This is a genomic window from Erwinia sp. Eh17-17, assembly GCF_039675725.1.
Taxonomy (GTDB): Bacteria; Pseudomonadota; Gammaproteobacteria; order Enterobacterales; family Enterobacteriaceae; genus Erwinia.
The window spans coordinates 907,086-920,572 of the sequence record NZ_JBDFQT010000001.1 but is presented as its reverse complement, the minus strand read 5'-3'; the positions used below and the strand labels follow the sequence as shown (position 1 = coordinate 920,572).

At 58.6% G+C, this 13,487-nt stretch carries 11 protein-coding genes; 7 read left to right on the top strand and 4 right to left on the bottom strand.

All coding sequences use genetic code 11. The features are described 5' to 3' along the window. Positions 1 to 260: 260 nt before the first annotated feature. Together ABEH87_RS04045 and ABEH87_RS04040 are read left to right on the top strand one after the other, a co-directional pair. Positions 261 to 740: a GNAT family N-acetyltransferase gene (locus ABEH87_RS04045; protein ID WP_346574119.1), complete on the top strand. Its 480-nt coding sequence runs from the start codon at positions 261 to 263 to the stop codon at positions 738 to 740. Between the two features lie 209 nt (positions 741 to 949). Then, complete coding sequence (locus ABEH87_RS04040; RefSeq protein WP_346574117.1) at positions 950 to 3,343, top strand: TonB-dependent receptor; 2,394 nt, start codon at positions 950 to 952, stop codon at positions 3,341 to 3,343. A gap of 45 nt (positions 3,344 to 3,388) precedes the next feature. Here ABEH87_RS04040 and ABEH87_RS04035 read toward each other — a convergent pair whose 3' ends face one another. Next, the gene (locus tag ABEH87_RS04035) at positions 3,389 to 3,685 is read right to left on the bottom strand and encodes a SelT/SelW/SelH family protein (RefSeq protein ID WP_346574115.1); all 297 of its coding nucleotides are present in this window, start codon (positions 3,683 to 3,685) and stop codon (positions 3,389 to 3,391) included. A 241-nt stretch (positions 3,686 to 3,926) separates the two neighbouring features. Between ABEH87_RS04035 and ABEH87_RS04030 the strand changes: the two genes are divergently transcribed. Further along, a complete protein-coding gene (locus ABEH87_RS04030) occupies positions 3,927 to 4,802 on the top strand; it encodes an ABC transporter substrate-binding protein (RefSeq protein ID WP_346574113.1) in 876 nt (291 codons plus the stop codon). Between the two features lie 79 nt (positions 4,803 to 4,881). Then, the gene (gene yghX / locus ABEH87_RS04025; RefSeq protein WP_346574111.1) at positions 4,882 to 5,772 is read left to right on the top strand and encodes a YghX family hydrolase; all 891 of its coding nucleotides are present in this window, start codon (positions 4,882 to 4,884) and stop codon (positions 5,770 to 5,772) included. 75 nt (positions 5,773 to 5,847) lie between these two features. Here yghX and aldA read toward each other — a convergent pair whose 3' ends face one another. After that, positions 5,848 to 7,287, bottom strand: a complete 1,440-nt coding sequence (gene aldA / locus ABEH87_RS04020) for an aldehyde dehydrogenase (protein WP_346574109.1) — start codon at positions 7,285 to 7,287, stop codon at positions 5,848 to 5,850. 386 nt (positions 7,288 to 7,673) lie between these two features. Between aldA and rhaT the strand changes: the two genes are divergently transcribed. Beyond that, a complete protein-coding gene (gene rhaT, locus ABEH87_RS04015) occupies positions 7,674 to 8,708 on the top strand; it encodes an L-rhamnose/proton symporter RhaT (protein WP_346574107.1) in 1,035 nt (344 codons plus the stop codon). A 57-nt stretch (positions 8,709 to 8,765) separates the two neighbouring features. Here the strand turns inward: rhaT and rhaR are convergent, their stop codons facing one another. Together rhaR and rhaS are read right to left on the bottom strand one after the other, a co-directional pair. Then, positions 8,766 to 9,620 carry an HTH-type transcriptional activator RhaR gene (rhaR, locus tag ABEH87_RS04010; protein WP_346574105.1) on the bottom strand — a complete coding sequence of 285 codons (855 nt, stop codon included), beginning with the start codon at positions 9,618 to 9,620 and terminating at the stop codon, positions 8,766 to 8,768. An 11-nt stretch (positions 9,621 to 9,631) separates the two neighbouring features. Then, positions 9,632 to 10,456 carry an HTH-type transcriptional activator RhaS gene (gene rhaS / locus ABEH87_RS04005; RefSeq protein WP_346574103.1) on the bottom strand — a complete coding sequence of 275 codons (825 nt, stop codon included), beginning with the start codon at positions 10,454 to 10,456 and terminating at the stop codon, positions 9,632 to 9,634. 299 nt (positions 10,457 to 10,755) lie between these two features. Between rhaS and rhaB the strand changes: the two genes are divergently transcribed. Both rhaB and ABEH87_RS03995 read left to right on the top strand, forming a co-directional pair. Further along, on the top strand, positions 10,756 to 12,228 hold the full coding sequence (gene rhaB / locus ABEH87_RS04000) for a rhamnulokinase (protein ID WP_346574101.1): 1,473 nt from the start codon (positions 10,756 to 10,758) through the stop codon (positions 12,226 to 12,228). Next, entirely contained in the window at positions 12,225 to 13,481 is a 1,257-nt protein-coding gene (locus ABEH87_RS03995; protein WP_346574099.1) for an L-rhamnose isomerase, read from the top strand. Before rhaB ends, ABEH87_RS03995 begins: the two co-directional genes overlap by 4 nt. The last annotated feature ends 6 nt before the right edge of the window (positions 13,482 to 13,487 follow it).

Below are 13,487 nucleotides of genomic sequence, written 5' to 3'. Positions count from 1 at the left end.
TTTATTCAGTATTTAAAAATTTATCTTCTCTGGCTTTCTTATTCAGCCTTCTTCATAATGCCCAGAGCTATTCGCAGAGCTTATTTATGCCAGAGTAGTGGATTGAGTAAAAGTGATATAATTTCACCGCAGCATGAGTCATCTTCATGATCGCGTCAGGGACGGCATGGTTGCAGCATAGAGATGACGATAATGCACTTCAATCAGCAGCCCTGAGCCGTTATGCCCGGCTCATCAACCGTCAGCACCAGGAAGTCACTATGAATGTTGTTATCCGCCGCGCCGGACGTCAGGACGCTAAACTGATCCTCGCGATGATTGCCGAACTGGCCGAATATGAAAAAGCGCTGCACGAAGTGGTTGCCAGCCAGCAGGACATCGAAAGCTCACTGTTTGCTGAGGACTCCACCTCTGAGGCGCTGATCTGTGAAGTGGAGGGGGAGGCCGCGGGGTATGCGGTGTTCTTTACCAGCTACTCCACCTGGCTGGGAAAGAACGGTATCTATCTGGAAGATCTCTACGTCAGCCCGCGTTTTCGCGGACAGCAGGCCGGTAAAAAGCTGCTGCGCCATATCGCGCAGCTGGCAGTGGCCCGTGGCTGCGGCCGCCTGGAGTGGAGCGTACTGGACTGGAACCAGCCGGCCATCGACTTCTATAAAAGCCTGGGAGCCACCCCGCAGGATGAGTGGGTGCGATACCGTATGGAAGGTCAGGTGCTGAGCGATTTCGCTGAGTCCTGAGTGGGCCGCTCTGTATCAAGGCACCTGAGAGGTGCCTTTTTTTATGCAGTCATTTTCACAGACGGTAACATTATCATTGATAATGATTATCATTTGTATATTATGTCGCAAATTATAATGTAGTCTGCCCGGTCATCAGGGCCTTGTTAGTTGCTATTTCTGAAGCCGTTGTTGAGCGAATACCCATAATAACATCGCAGGTATTTCGCATGCTCAAGTTGACTTCCCGTCAGGGATTACTGCACACCTCGCTCATGGTCGGGACACTGTTTAGCGCCGCCGTCTCTACCGCTAATGCGGCGGAACAGACCGATGATGCGGTCACCGCCAGAACCAGTCCAAAACCGAACGCGGCCAAAGCGCCGGATGACGACGCGGTAATGACCGTGCTGTCGCCCGCAGTGAAAAATGTCGCCGGCAGCTCGGTCACCCTCAGCGCCGCAGAGATGCAGCAGCGCGGCGGCAACGATTTCGGCACCATCATGCGCTATCAGCCGCTGATTGGCGCTGTCGGCAGCAGCGGCGGCTCCTCCAACGGCAAAAGCGGCTTCGACCGTGGCGGCTACACCGGCTATAACATCCGCGGCCTGGAAGGCAACCGGGTGGCGCTGGACGTTGACGGTATTCCACAGCCAGAGGCCACCGGGCGCAGCTACGCCAGCCGTGCCGGGGTCAACACCTTTGGTATCGGACGCGACTATATTGACCCGTACCTGTACGGCCGCGTTGAGATTGAATCCGGCGCGACAGCCACGCAGCGTGCCAATACCGCACTGGGGGGCACCGTCTCCTTCCTGCCGAAATCCGCCGATGACTACCTGAGGCCGGGCAAACATACCGCTTTTGGTTTCCAGAGCGATTACGACTCCTCCAGCCGCAGCTGGCACAACGGCATCACCGCCGCCGCCGGGGATGAAACCCTGCGGGGGATTATGGTCTACAGCCGCCGGGACGGTCAGCAAACCCGTAACAACAGCGATGAGTTAGCGGCCTATCCGGCAAACTGGCACTCCGACGCGTTGCTGACTTCCGCTATCTGGCAGCCAGACGACGAGCACAAGCTGACGGGTACGGTCGATTTCTACAGCAAGGTCAACCATACCCACTATGACAGCTGGGATACCAGCGGTAATACCATCGAAGGGGTGGCGAACCAGCAGAGCAACACCCGCCGCTGGGGGCTGAGCCTGAAAGATGAGTGGACCCCGGTCAATGCCTGGGTCGACAGCCTGAGCAATAAACTCTACTACCAGCACACGGAAGCACATGACAATACCCTGATGCCGTCAGGCACCACGGGCGCGATGCAGCGCGTTTACTCTGATTACAACGTGGACACCTGGGGATACGAAGCACAGCTGGCGAAAACCCTGGGACGGCATGAGCTGCTGGCCGGAATGAACGGACGTCTTTCCGAAACCGAGCGTCCGTTCAGCCAGTCTCCGGCGCAGAGCGGCACCGGCATGACCACCAAACCCGAAGGCGACAGCCGCACCGTGGTGCTGGGCGCGTTCGTGCAGGACAGCATCCTGTTTGACCTGGACGGCCATGCGTTTACCGTGGTGCCTGGCGTGCGCGTCGCCCATCAGGAAACGAAACCGCAGAACCTTGAAAATATGGCTGCCGGTACCGACGTGCTGACTCCGGACGATGCTGAAAAACTCTACGGTAAAACCAACAGCGACACGCAGGTACTGCCGTCCATCAGCTTTAACTACGACATTACCCCGCAGCTGATGACCTATGTACAGTACCGCCGTGGCGCACAGTTCCCGAATGCCAGCCAGCTGTACGGCTCGTGGAACCTGGGCTCCAGCTACCTGGGTAACCGCCAGTATGCCCTGCTGGGCAATACCGATCTGGATACCGAAACCAGCAATAACGTTGAATGGGGCATTAAAGGGCAGGCAACCGACGGCGTGACGCTGCACGGGGCGATGTTCTATAACACCTATAAAAACTTTATTGCCTCTACCCGCTACACTCGCGCTGGCGCAGCGGATAAGTTCGTGAATGTTCCGGCCAATATTGCCACGATTTATCAGGCAGAAAACCGCGATAAAGCCTATATCTGGGGCGGTGAAGTCAGTACCCGCATCAACTACGGCACCTGGTTTGAAGAGGTGAACGGCCTGAGCACCACCCTTGCGCTGGGCTACAGCAAAGGTCAGGCGAAATCCCGCTATGACGGCGATAAATATGTTGACCTCGACAGCGTGGCGCCAGTGAAAGCGGTGGTAGGTGTGGCGTGGGACGACCCGGCGCAGCGCTTCGGTACCGCGCTGACCGCCACCTTTGTAAAAGGCAAGCAGGCGCAGAGCACCAACCGCAACAGCTACCAGAACAGCGGAGCGGCGCTCACCGGGGGGGCAGCGGAATATACCCGCGTGCCGGGCTACGGCATGCTGGATATGACGGCGTGGGTGAAAGTGAGCAAAAATGTCAAGCTGAGCGGTGGGGTATATAACCTGACGGATCGTCAATACCGGGATTATCTCAGCAACCGCGATCTGACCAGCGTGACCGCTCAGGATGCCAGCGACCGCGCGCTGGCCGTGATGCCGGGGCGTAACTTCCAGCTGGGCGTTAACGTCGATTTCTAAGCGTTGACCAGCGGCAGGGGGCGACCGGAAACGGCCGCCCTTTTTTTATTGCGCCGGTTTCCCATGCTGGTCGATATGACCGAGGTCGCGCTCCGGGAAACAGACGGCGCGCAGACGGCGTTTGATTTCGGCCGCATCCGGGAAACCCTCATCCACTTTACGGTTCCAGATCACCTGTTGATTAACGGTGATTTCATACACCCCGCCGGTGCCGGGGATCAGCGTGACCGCGCCGAGATCGGTGCTGAAAGTGTGCAGCAGTTCCTGCGCCATCCAGCTGGCGCGCAGCATCCAGTTACACTGGGAACAGTATTGGATCGTGACAACAGGTAATGGATTCACAGCCGGTAACCTCACAATTTCGCAGACAGACCCGGAGGTTATCTGTCAGGGGGATAATGATCAACTGTTGCAGGCCAGGGGAGGAAAATACGTGCCCGCCCCCCTCCGTCCCGGTGCAGATTCAGGCGCGTTTTGCGGCTAAATGCCTTTTCCCGCTGACCATTTCCCGATTTCTTCTTTGTTCTGTCTCTGCGTGTTTGTTATTGCTGTCGCCTACTTCAGGCAAAAAGAAGGATCGCGGATGGCCTTACGTATTGGCAGTCACCCGAATCATCTCTCACTGTTTATTCTGCATCATCGGGGCGTGCTGGAAACGGCGCTGGCCCCCTGGGGCGGCGTGATATGGACCAATAACCTGCACGGTAGCGAAAGCGCCGCGTGGCTGGCAGAAGGGCGGCTGGATGTGGTCGGGACCGGTTCAACGCTGCCGCTGCTGGCGCAGGAAAGCGGGCTGGATGTCGCCTATCTCGCGGCCTCGCCCGACCACACGGCAAACTGTGCGCTGCTGGCGTTGAAAGACGGGGAGCGCAAGAGCACGCAGGATCTGCGTGGGGCGCGCATTGCAGTGATGAAAGGAACGTTTGCCGATCGCTTCCTGGCCCGGCTGCTGGTGCAGCACGGACTGACCCTTGACGATATCACCCTGATTGACCTTAACGGCAGCGATGCTGCCCGTGCGCTGCGCGAGGGGCGGGTCGATCTGTGGGCGGCCATCGACCCCTGGCTCAGTGCCGCACAGGATGCCAAAAAGATACGCTGCCTTACCCAGGCCGACGGGGTCATCCGTCACCGCTCGCTGGTCTGGTGCCGTGAATCGTGGCTGCATCAGTCGGCGCAGCAGGCTGAGATCCTGCTGAACGTGCTGACAGAGAACGATCGCTGGATCGCCAGCCACAGCCAGCAGGCCGCAGAGCTTATCCACCGGCATCAGCCGGGTTCCTTGAGCGTTACCCGCTGGCAGTCGGCGATCCGCGCGCGTCCCTGGGGCATGCACCGCATCACGCCGCAGCTGCTGGCGGAGCAGCAGCTGCAGGCCGATGACCTGCTGGCCGCCCGGTTTATCCGCCAGCCGTTAACCACGGACTTCGTCAGACGGGATGAAGGCGTTATTTTCTGAGCGGAAAAAATGCTCAAACCCCACTAGTATTACAGGACGCACGATTTCCTGCTGCATCCCCCCTGACGGAGCCTGGCTGATGACACGTATGACGGCGAAAGATTTTCCTCCCGAACTGCTCGAATATTTCGATTTCTACGTCCACGGTAAAATCAGTAAACGTGAGTTCCTGGATAGGGCAGCAAAATTTGTCGTCGGCGGGCTGTCGGCGGCGGCGCTGGGGACGTTACTGACGCCGAATTATGCCTGGGCAGAGCAGGTGGAGTTTACCGACCCTGATATTCTGGCCGAATATATTCACTATCCGTCACCACAGGGGCATGAGCGCGTCAAAGGCTATCTGGTGCGCCCGGCGAAGGTCAGCGGTAAAGTGCCCGCGGTGGTGGTGGTGCATGAAAACCGCGGGCTCAATCCGTACATCGAGGATGTGGCACGGCGCGTGGCAAAGGCCGGGTTTATCGCCCTGGCCCCGGACGGCCTCACTTCAGTGGGGGGCTACCCCGGTAATGATGAAAAGGGGCGCGAACTGCAACAGCAGATCGACCCGACAAAGCTGATGAATGACTTTTTTGCCGCCATCGAATTTATGATGAAGCATGACGCCGCCAGCGGCAAAGTGGGCATCACCGGTTTCTGCTACGGCGGCGGCGTTGCCAATGCCGCTGCGGTGGCATATCCGGAGCTGGGGGCCGCCGTTCCGTTCTATGGCCGCCAGCCACAGGCTGAAGACGTGGCGAAGATCCAGGCACCGCTGCTGCTGCACTATGCCGGGCGCGATACGCGTATTAACGAAGGCTGGCCAGCTTATGAAGCCGCGCTGAAAGAGCACCACAAGGTGTATCAGGGCTATGTCTATCCCGACGTGAACCACGGCTTTCACAATGATTCGACGCCGCGCTATGACAAAGCGGCGGCGGATCTGGCCTGGGACAGGACCATCGCATGGTTTAAACAGTATCTGCTCGCGTAGTGGCCGGACGCTCAGCCCTGCCGCCGTAAGGGAGTTGGCCTGCTGTTCCGGCCAACCCGCGACGGCAGGGTGATATTACTGATATTGCAGATATGCGACGTGCGTTTGCAGATACTCTTCCAGACCGTGACGGCCGTCGGCACCGCCAATACCCGACTTTCGCCATCCCGCATGGAAACCCTGCATCGCTTCGAAATGTTCGCGGTTAATGTAGGTTTCCCCAAATTTAAGCTGCTTCAGCGCCAGCATCGCCGTGTTGATATTCTGAGTGAAAATAGAGGAGGTGAGGCCATATTCACTGTCATTGGCCAGCGCAATTGCCTCGTCCAGCGTGCTGAACTTCATGACCGGCAGCACCGGGCCAAACGTCTCTTCCTGCATAATATTCATCTGCTGCTCAACGTCAGTCAGCAGCGTGGGTTCGAAGAAGAAGCCCGTCTCCCCGGCGCGTCTGCCGCCGGTGACAATCTTCGCCCCCGCCGCCACGGCATCCGCCACTTTCTGCTCAACACGCTGTAAAGCCGCGGCCGTAATCAGAGGCCCCATATCCAGCCCTTTCTGCGTTGCCGGATCGCCCCAGGTGACTTTTTTGAAGGCCGCGCTCAGGCGTTCAACCACCTCGTCATAGACGCCATCCTGCACGTACAGGCGCTCCGCACAGTTACACACCTGCCCGGTATTGATCATGCGCGAGGCAACCACGGCTTTTACCGCCAGGTCGAGGTCCGCATCATTCATAATGATGGCGGGCGCTTTGCCGCCTAACTCCAGCGAGACTTTAGTGATATTTTTCGCCGCCGCCTGCATGGTGGCCACTCCGGCACCCACGCTGCCGGTCAGGCTGACCAGACCAACTTTTGGGTTAGCGGCGAGTTCATGGCCCACCACCGGGCCATAGCCGGTGACCAGGTTAAACACCCCGGCCGGCAGGCCGATGTCGTGCACAATCTCAGCGAAAATAATCGCATTATTCGGCGTCAGCTCGCTCGGTTTGATCACGATAGTATTGCCGGTCAGCAGGGCGGGAGCGGCCTTACGCGCAATCAGGAAGAACGGGAAGTTCCACGGCAAAATCCCCGTCGTGACGCCAATCGCTTTTTTAAACACCAGGATGTTTTCCTGCGGGCGGTCACTCTGCACGATCTCCCCTTCGTAGCGGCGCGCCCATTCGGCCATATAGTCCAGATAGTCAGCGGTAAACAACACTTCCGTTTCCGCCAGCTCCTGGGTTTTCCCCCCTTCCGCGACGATAGTAGCCGTCAGCTCTGCGGCACGCTGGCGCACGCCCGCGGCAATTTTATGCAGCCAGCGGCCGCGTTCCACCGCGGGTAAGGCTTCCCATCCGGACTGCGCCGCGGCCGCGGCATCGATGGCACGCTGCGCATCTTCCGCACTGCCTTCAGGAATACGCGACAGCAGCGCCTCCGTAGCCGGGTTGATCACCTCGATCCAGCGATCGGCGCGGTTTTCAACAAATTCACCGTTGATATACATCTGTTGCTGAACAGGATTCATGGGCAGGTTCTCCGTGACACACTTTTTATAGGGTTGTTAACAGACAGCGTTTTTACTGTTGCAGGCTTTGGAAGATGCATCAGCGGGCAGGGAATCACCTTGATCTGGCTGCCATCAATGAGAGCTGGCTGGCAAAAACGGCAAGAACCCGCTGTCGGCTCTGGCATTTTTTATATTTAGTGATGAATATGAGCAGCTTAGAGAAAAACGCTGTTTAAACAGATGGCTAGAGCTGAGATCGTTGATTTGTGACAGCGGTCGGTGGAAGGCGCTGGATTTTGCCAGTTTTGGCCTCAGTGGGGCAGCCAGCGTAAGGTTGAACAGGTCGCATTCTCCGTAGACTCCTTCGTCATACAGGGCAAACAACAACGAAGGATAAGCAAAAAATGAATGAAGCCATCGTCTCCGGCATTATGTGGCACCTGGTAGGGGCCGCCAGCGCCGCCTGCTTTTATGCACCTTTTAAGAAAGTCCGTCACTGGTCATGGGAAACCATGTGGTCCGTTGGTGGGATCATGTCATGGATCGTTCTTCCCTGGGCGGTCAGCGCTATTTTGCTGCCGAACTTCTGGGCCTACTACAGCTCCTTTTCCCTTGCTCAGCTGATGCCGGTGTTCCTGTTTGGCGCCATGTGGGGCGTGGGTAACATCAACTACGGTCTGACCATGCGCTACCTGGGCATGTCGATGGGCATCGGGATTGCCATCGGGATTACCCTGGTGGTGGGCACGTTAATGACGCCGCTGTTACAGGGCCGGTTTGTTGAGCTGTTCAGCTCTGCCGGGGGGCGGATGACGCTGCTGGGGGTGCTGGTGGCGCTTATCGGCGTGGCTATTGTCTCACGTGCCGGTCTGTTAAAAGAACGTGCGATGGGAATTACCGCCGAAGAGTTCAACCTGAAAAAAGGGCTGGTGCTGGCGGTGATGTGCGGCATCTTCTCCGCCGGAATGTCCTTTGCCATGGACGCCGCCAAGCCGATGCACGACGCGGCGGCCGCGCTGGGCATCGACCCGCTGTACGTGGCGCTGCCAAGCTATGTGGTGATCATGGGCGGCGGGGCGCTGGTGAACCTCGGTTTCTGCTTTGTGCGCCTGGCAACCCGTTCTGACCTGTCGGTGAAAGCGGATTTCTCCGTGGTGAAATCGGTGCTGATCGCCAACGTTGCGCTGTCGCTGTTGGGCGGCACTATGTGGTATCTGCAGTTCTTCTTCTACGCCTGGGGTCACGCCAGCATCCCGGTCCAGTACGACTTCGTGAGCTGGATGCTGCATATGAGCTTCTACGTGCTGTGCGGCGGTCTGGTGGGGCTGTTACTTAAAGAGTGGAAAAACGTCGGGCGCACACCGGTACGCGTGCTGAGCGTCGGCTGTTTTGTGATTATCCTGGCGGCAAATATTGTCGGGCTGGGCATGGTCTCGTAACCGTGAAGGGGCCGGAAGACCGGCCCCTAATTGTACAGGCCAGGACAGGAAAAAAATTTAAGCGAGATGGCGGGAGTGAGCTGAAGGAACAAACCGCTGGCGCCAGGCGCTCGGCGTCAGGCCCGTTTCACGGGTAAAGACCACGGAAAAGTAGTTACTGTCATCAAAGCCGCAGCGCGCGGCGACTTCGCCAATCAGGCTGTCACTGGTGCGCAACAGATGTTTGGCCTGGCACAGCTGTAGCTGGCGCAGATAGTGGCCGACGGTCATCCCGGTTTGCTGGCGAAACAGCTGCTTGAGAGCACGCTCTGACAGCTGGTGCTGCGCGCAGAACGTGGCGAGATCAAAGGGCGCGGCAATCTGCCCCTGAATAGCGGCCATCAGCAGATCCAGCTGTTCCCCTTCGGGCATCTGCCAGGCGCGATCGGAGGCATAGCGGTGGCGTTGCAGCACCAGCGCCAGCTGCAAAAACAGCGCTTCCGTCAGCTGACGCGACAGCAGGTCACTTTTGCGGCTCTCCTGCTCCAGCTGCTTTATCACCCCCCTGGCCAGTGCCATACCGCGCGTGGTTAAACGCCAGGCGGCTGCGTCACGCGGCGGCAACAGCTGCTGCCAGTCCAGGCTCAGCTGGAAACGCTCCGGGCAGTAGATGATGTTGTCCAGCGCCAGTTCATTAACCGACTCATAGCTGTGACAGTCGTCAGCGTGCAGATAGAAGATATCCCCGCAGGTGACCAGCCACGGACGATCATTCATCACGTGCAGGCCGTTACCACGCCACACCAGTACGATTTCATTGAACTCATGCACATGAGGCGGGAAAGAGGGCTGGGAGGTGCGTTCAGCAACGGCTACCGGCATCTGTTCAGACGGCAGATAGTCAGCTTTTGCCAGGCGCAGGAGAGCGGTCACGGGTCACCTCATCAGTCATTTTGTCGCAGTGTACGCGGAGAGCAGCCAAATTCACGCTTAAACAGCGTAGAAAAGTGATTGCTGTCACCAAAACCGCACTGAAAAGCGATATCCGTGACGCGCAGTTCGCTGTGGCGCAGCAGGTGGCGCGCCTCCAGCAGGCGCAGACGGTTGAGATAGCGCTGCGGCGTGCTGCCGGTCTGATGTTTTAACTGACGGTGCAGCGTGCGCAGCGACAGCGAGAAACGGTCTGCCAGAGCCTCCCAGTCAACGTCTTCGCTGTAGTGATCCGCCAGCCAGTCCAGCAGCGCCCGCAGGCGTCCATCCTGATCGTCCGTCGTTTCCGCGCTACAGCCCTGGCGCAGCAGCACCAGCAGGCGCAGAAAATGCATCTCCTGCTCGGCCTGGCTGGCCAGGCTGTGGCTGGCGTGCGGCGCCTCCAGCTGATCGATGAGCTGCCGCGCCTGTGCCAGCACCTTATTACCAATGCGCCAGTGCGACGGATAATGGCCTTCCTGCTCCTGGGGCAGCAGGTGTTGCAGCCCGGCGAGAAAGCGAAACGATTCTGGCCCACGGTACAGCACGTTGGTCAGACACAGATTCTCGGTTTGTTCATATAAGTGCCGGTCGTGGCTGCGCACAAAGCAGACGCAGCCGCTGCACAATGGCTGTGACTGGCCGTTAAACACGTGAATGCCGGCACCCTGTTCGACGATAACAATCTCGTGAAAATCGTCATGATAGTGTTCAGGGAACACGCCCTGCGGCGCACGAGGCTCAATGGCGACCGGGAAGTGCCCTGACGGGAAAAAATCAACGCTGTGTAACACGGTCATGATGGCTTCCTCTTTAACAGTTCAGTAACAGAGTCTACGCAGCACGGTATTCCGGCACCTTGAATTTTTGACACGGAAAAACGGTATCCCGGTGATTTTTTTAAGAAAGGCGTGGGCAAGTGTGAGAAATGCGGGGGGCATCACACCCCGACAGAAAAGGAGCAAGCCACCGAACTGTGAACCACTTCACGTTCATCTTTGCCGTTTTGCCAGCGCTCACACCTGGCTGGCAGTGGCAAGAAGGTAGCAAACCCCGGCTCTTTTACACTGGTGGCATCGAATCATCAGGAAGCTATCACATGAGCCTTCGTCATTTTGTCGCTATCGATCTGGGCGCCTCCAGCGGCCGCGTTATGCTGGCCAGCCACGACGACCGGACCGGTGCCATTACGCTCAATGAAGTCAGCCGCTGCGTAAACCAGCTGGTGACGATGGATAACCGCCAGTGCTGGGATCTCGACGCGCTGGAAAACTTCATTCTTGCCGGGCTGGAAACCATTGACCGTCAGGGCATTGTGCCGGAAAGCATCGGCATTGATACCTGGGCAGTTGACTATGTGCTGCTGGATGCAGAGGGCAGGCGTATCGGGCTGCCGGTTGCCTATCGCGATGACCGCACCCACGGGGTGATGGCTGAGGCCTGCCGTGAACTGGGCCACAAGGCCATTTATCAGCGTACCGGCATCCAGTTTCTGCCGTTTAACACGCTGTATCAGATGAAAGCGCTGTGCCGCGACAGTGCGCCAGAACTGGCGCAGGTGGCCCACGCGCTGATGATCCCGGACTATCTGCACTATCGCCTGACCGGGGAGCTCAACTGGGAGTATACCAACGCCACCACCACGCAGATGCTGAATATCACCAGCGGGCAGTGGGACACAGAGCTGCTGCGCTGGAGCGGGGCTAACCCGGCCTGGTTCGGTCAGCCTTCCCAGCCGGGTAAGCGGGTAGGGGCGTGGACCAGCCCGTCAGGCAACGCCATCCCGGTGGTGGCGGTGGCCACTCATGATACTGCCAGTGCGGTGCTGGCGACACCGCTGTCCGGCGGCAGCGCCGCTTATCTCAGCTCCGGGACCTGGTCACTGATGGGCTTTGAAAGCCTTCAGCCTTTCACCAGCCAGGCCGCACAGGATGCCAACATCACCAATGAAGGCGGGGCCGAAGGGCGCTTTCGCGTGCTGAAAAATATTATGGGCCTGTGGCTGCTGCAGCGGGTGAAGGACGAGCTGGCAATTAACGACCTCTGCCAGCTGATCTCCGATGCCGGACAGCAGCCCGCCTGTCAGTGGCTGATTAACCCGAATGACGACCGCTTTATTAACCCGTCCAGCATGGTGCGTGAAATTCAGGATGCCTGCGCGGAGCAGCGTATGCCGGTGCCGTCCACCCCGGCGCAGCTGGCGCGCTGCATCTTTGACAGTCTGGCGTTCTGTTACCGCCAGGTGTTGCAGGAGCTGGAGCACCTGTGCGGTGAGCGTTTCAGCCAGCTGCATATTGTGGGCGGCGGCAGCCAGAATGCGTTTTTAAACCAGCTGTGTGCGGATGCCTGTGGCATTCCGGTGTTTGCCGGTCCGGTTGAGGCATCCACCCTCGGCAACATCGGCAGTCAGCTGATTGCTGCCGGGGCCGTGAAGGACGTCAGCGCCTTCCGCCAGCAGCTGGCCGGCCATTTCCCCCTTATTCGTTTTGACTCTCACGGTAGTGATGTGTTTCGCCGCCATCAGGCGCGTTTCCTGTCACTGACCTCTTCAGCAAAGGAGCTTTGTATATGACACAGGCCATTGAACAGGCTTTCGCCCTGGCGAAACAGCGCTTCGCCGATATCGGCGTAGACGTAGAAGCTGCACTGGTACAGCTCGACCAGATGCCCGTCTCCATGCACTGCTGGCAGGGCGACGACGTGCGGGGCTTTGAAAACCCGCAGGGCGCACTGACCGGCGGCATTCAGGCGACCGGTAACTATCCCGGCCGGGCGCGTAACGTGGAGGAGCTGCGTTCTGACCTCGATCAGGCGATGGCGCTGATCCCCGGCCCGAAACGTCTCAATCTCCATGCGATCTATCTGGAGAGTGAACAGGCGGTTGCGCGTAATGAAATCAAACCACAGCACTTCGCGGGCTGGGTGGCCTGGGCGCGTGACCGTCAGCTGGGGCTGGATTTTAACCCCAGCTGCTTCTCGCACGAACTGAGCGCCGATGGCTTTACCCTCGCGCACGTTAACGCAGAGATCCGCCAGTTCTGGATTGAGCACTGCCAGGCGAGCCGCAGGGTGTCGGCGTATTTTGGTGAGCAGCTCGGCTCCGCCTCGGTGATGAATATCTGGGTGCCGGACGGTATGAAAGACCTGACCGTCGATCGTCTGGCTCCGCGCCAGCGCCTGATGGCCTCGCTGGATGAAGTCATTAGCGAAAAGCTGAACCCTGCCCATCATATTGATGCGGTAGAGAGCAAACTGTTCGGGATTGGTGCCGAAAGCTACACCGTCGGGTCGAATGAGTTCTGCCTCGGCTATGCCGCCAGCCGCCAGACGGCGCTGACGCTGGATGCCGGTCACTTCCATCCCACAGAGGTGATCTCCGACAAGATCTCCACCGCCATGCTGTATGTTCCGCGCCTGCTGCTGCACGTCAGCCGCCCGGTACGCTGGGACAGCGACCACGTAGTGCTGCTGGATGATGAAACCCAGGCGATCGCCAGTGAAATCGTGCGTCAGCGTCTGTTCGACAAAGTGCATATCGGCCTGGATTTCTTTGATGCCTCTATCAACCGCATCGCGGCCTGGGTGATCGGCACGCGTAACGCCAAGAAGGCGCTGCTGCGCGCGCTGCTGGAGCCGGTCGATATGCTGAAAAAGCTGGAAAACGACGGCGACTATACGGCGCGCCTGGCGCTGCTGGAAGAGCAAAAATCCCTGCCATGGCAGGCGGTGTGGGAAGCCTGGTGTCTGCGCCACGACGTTCCGGCCGGTGCCAGCTGGTTAGGCGATGTCCGCCATTACGAACAACAGATTCTCAGCCAACGTTAAGGGTAA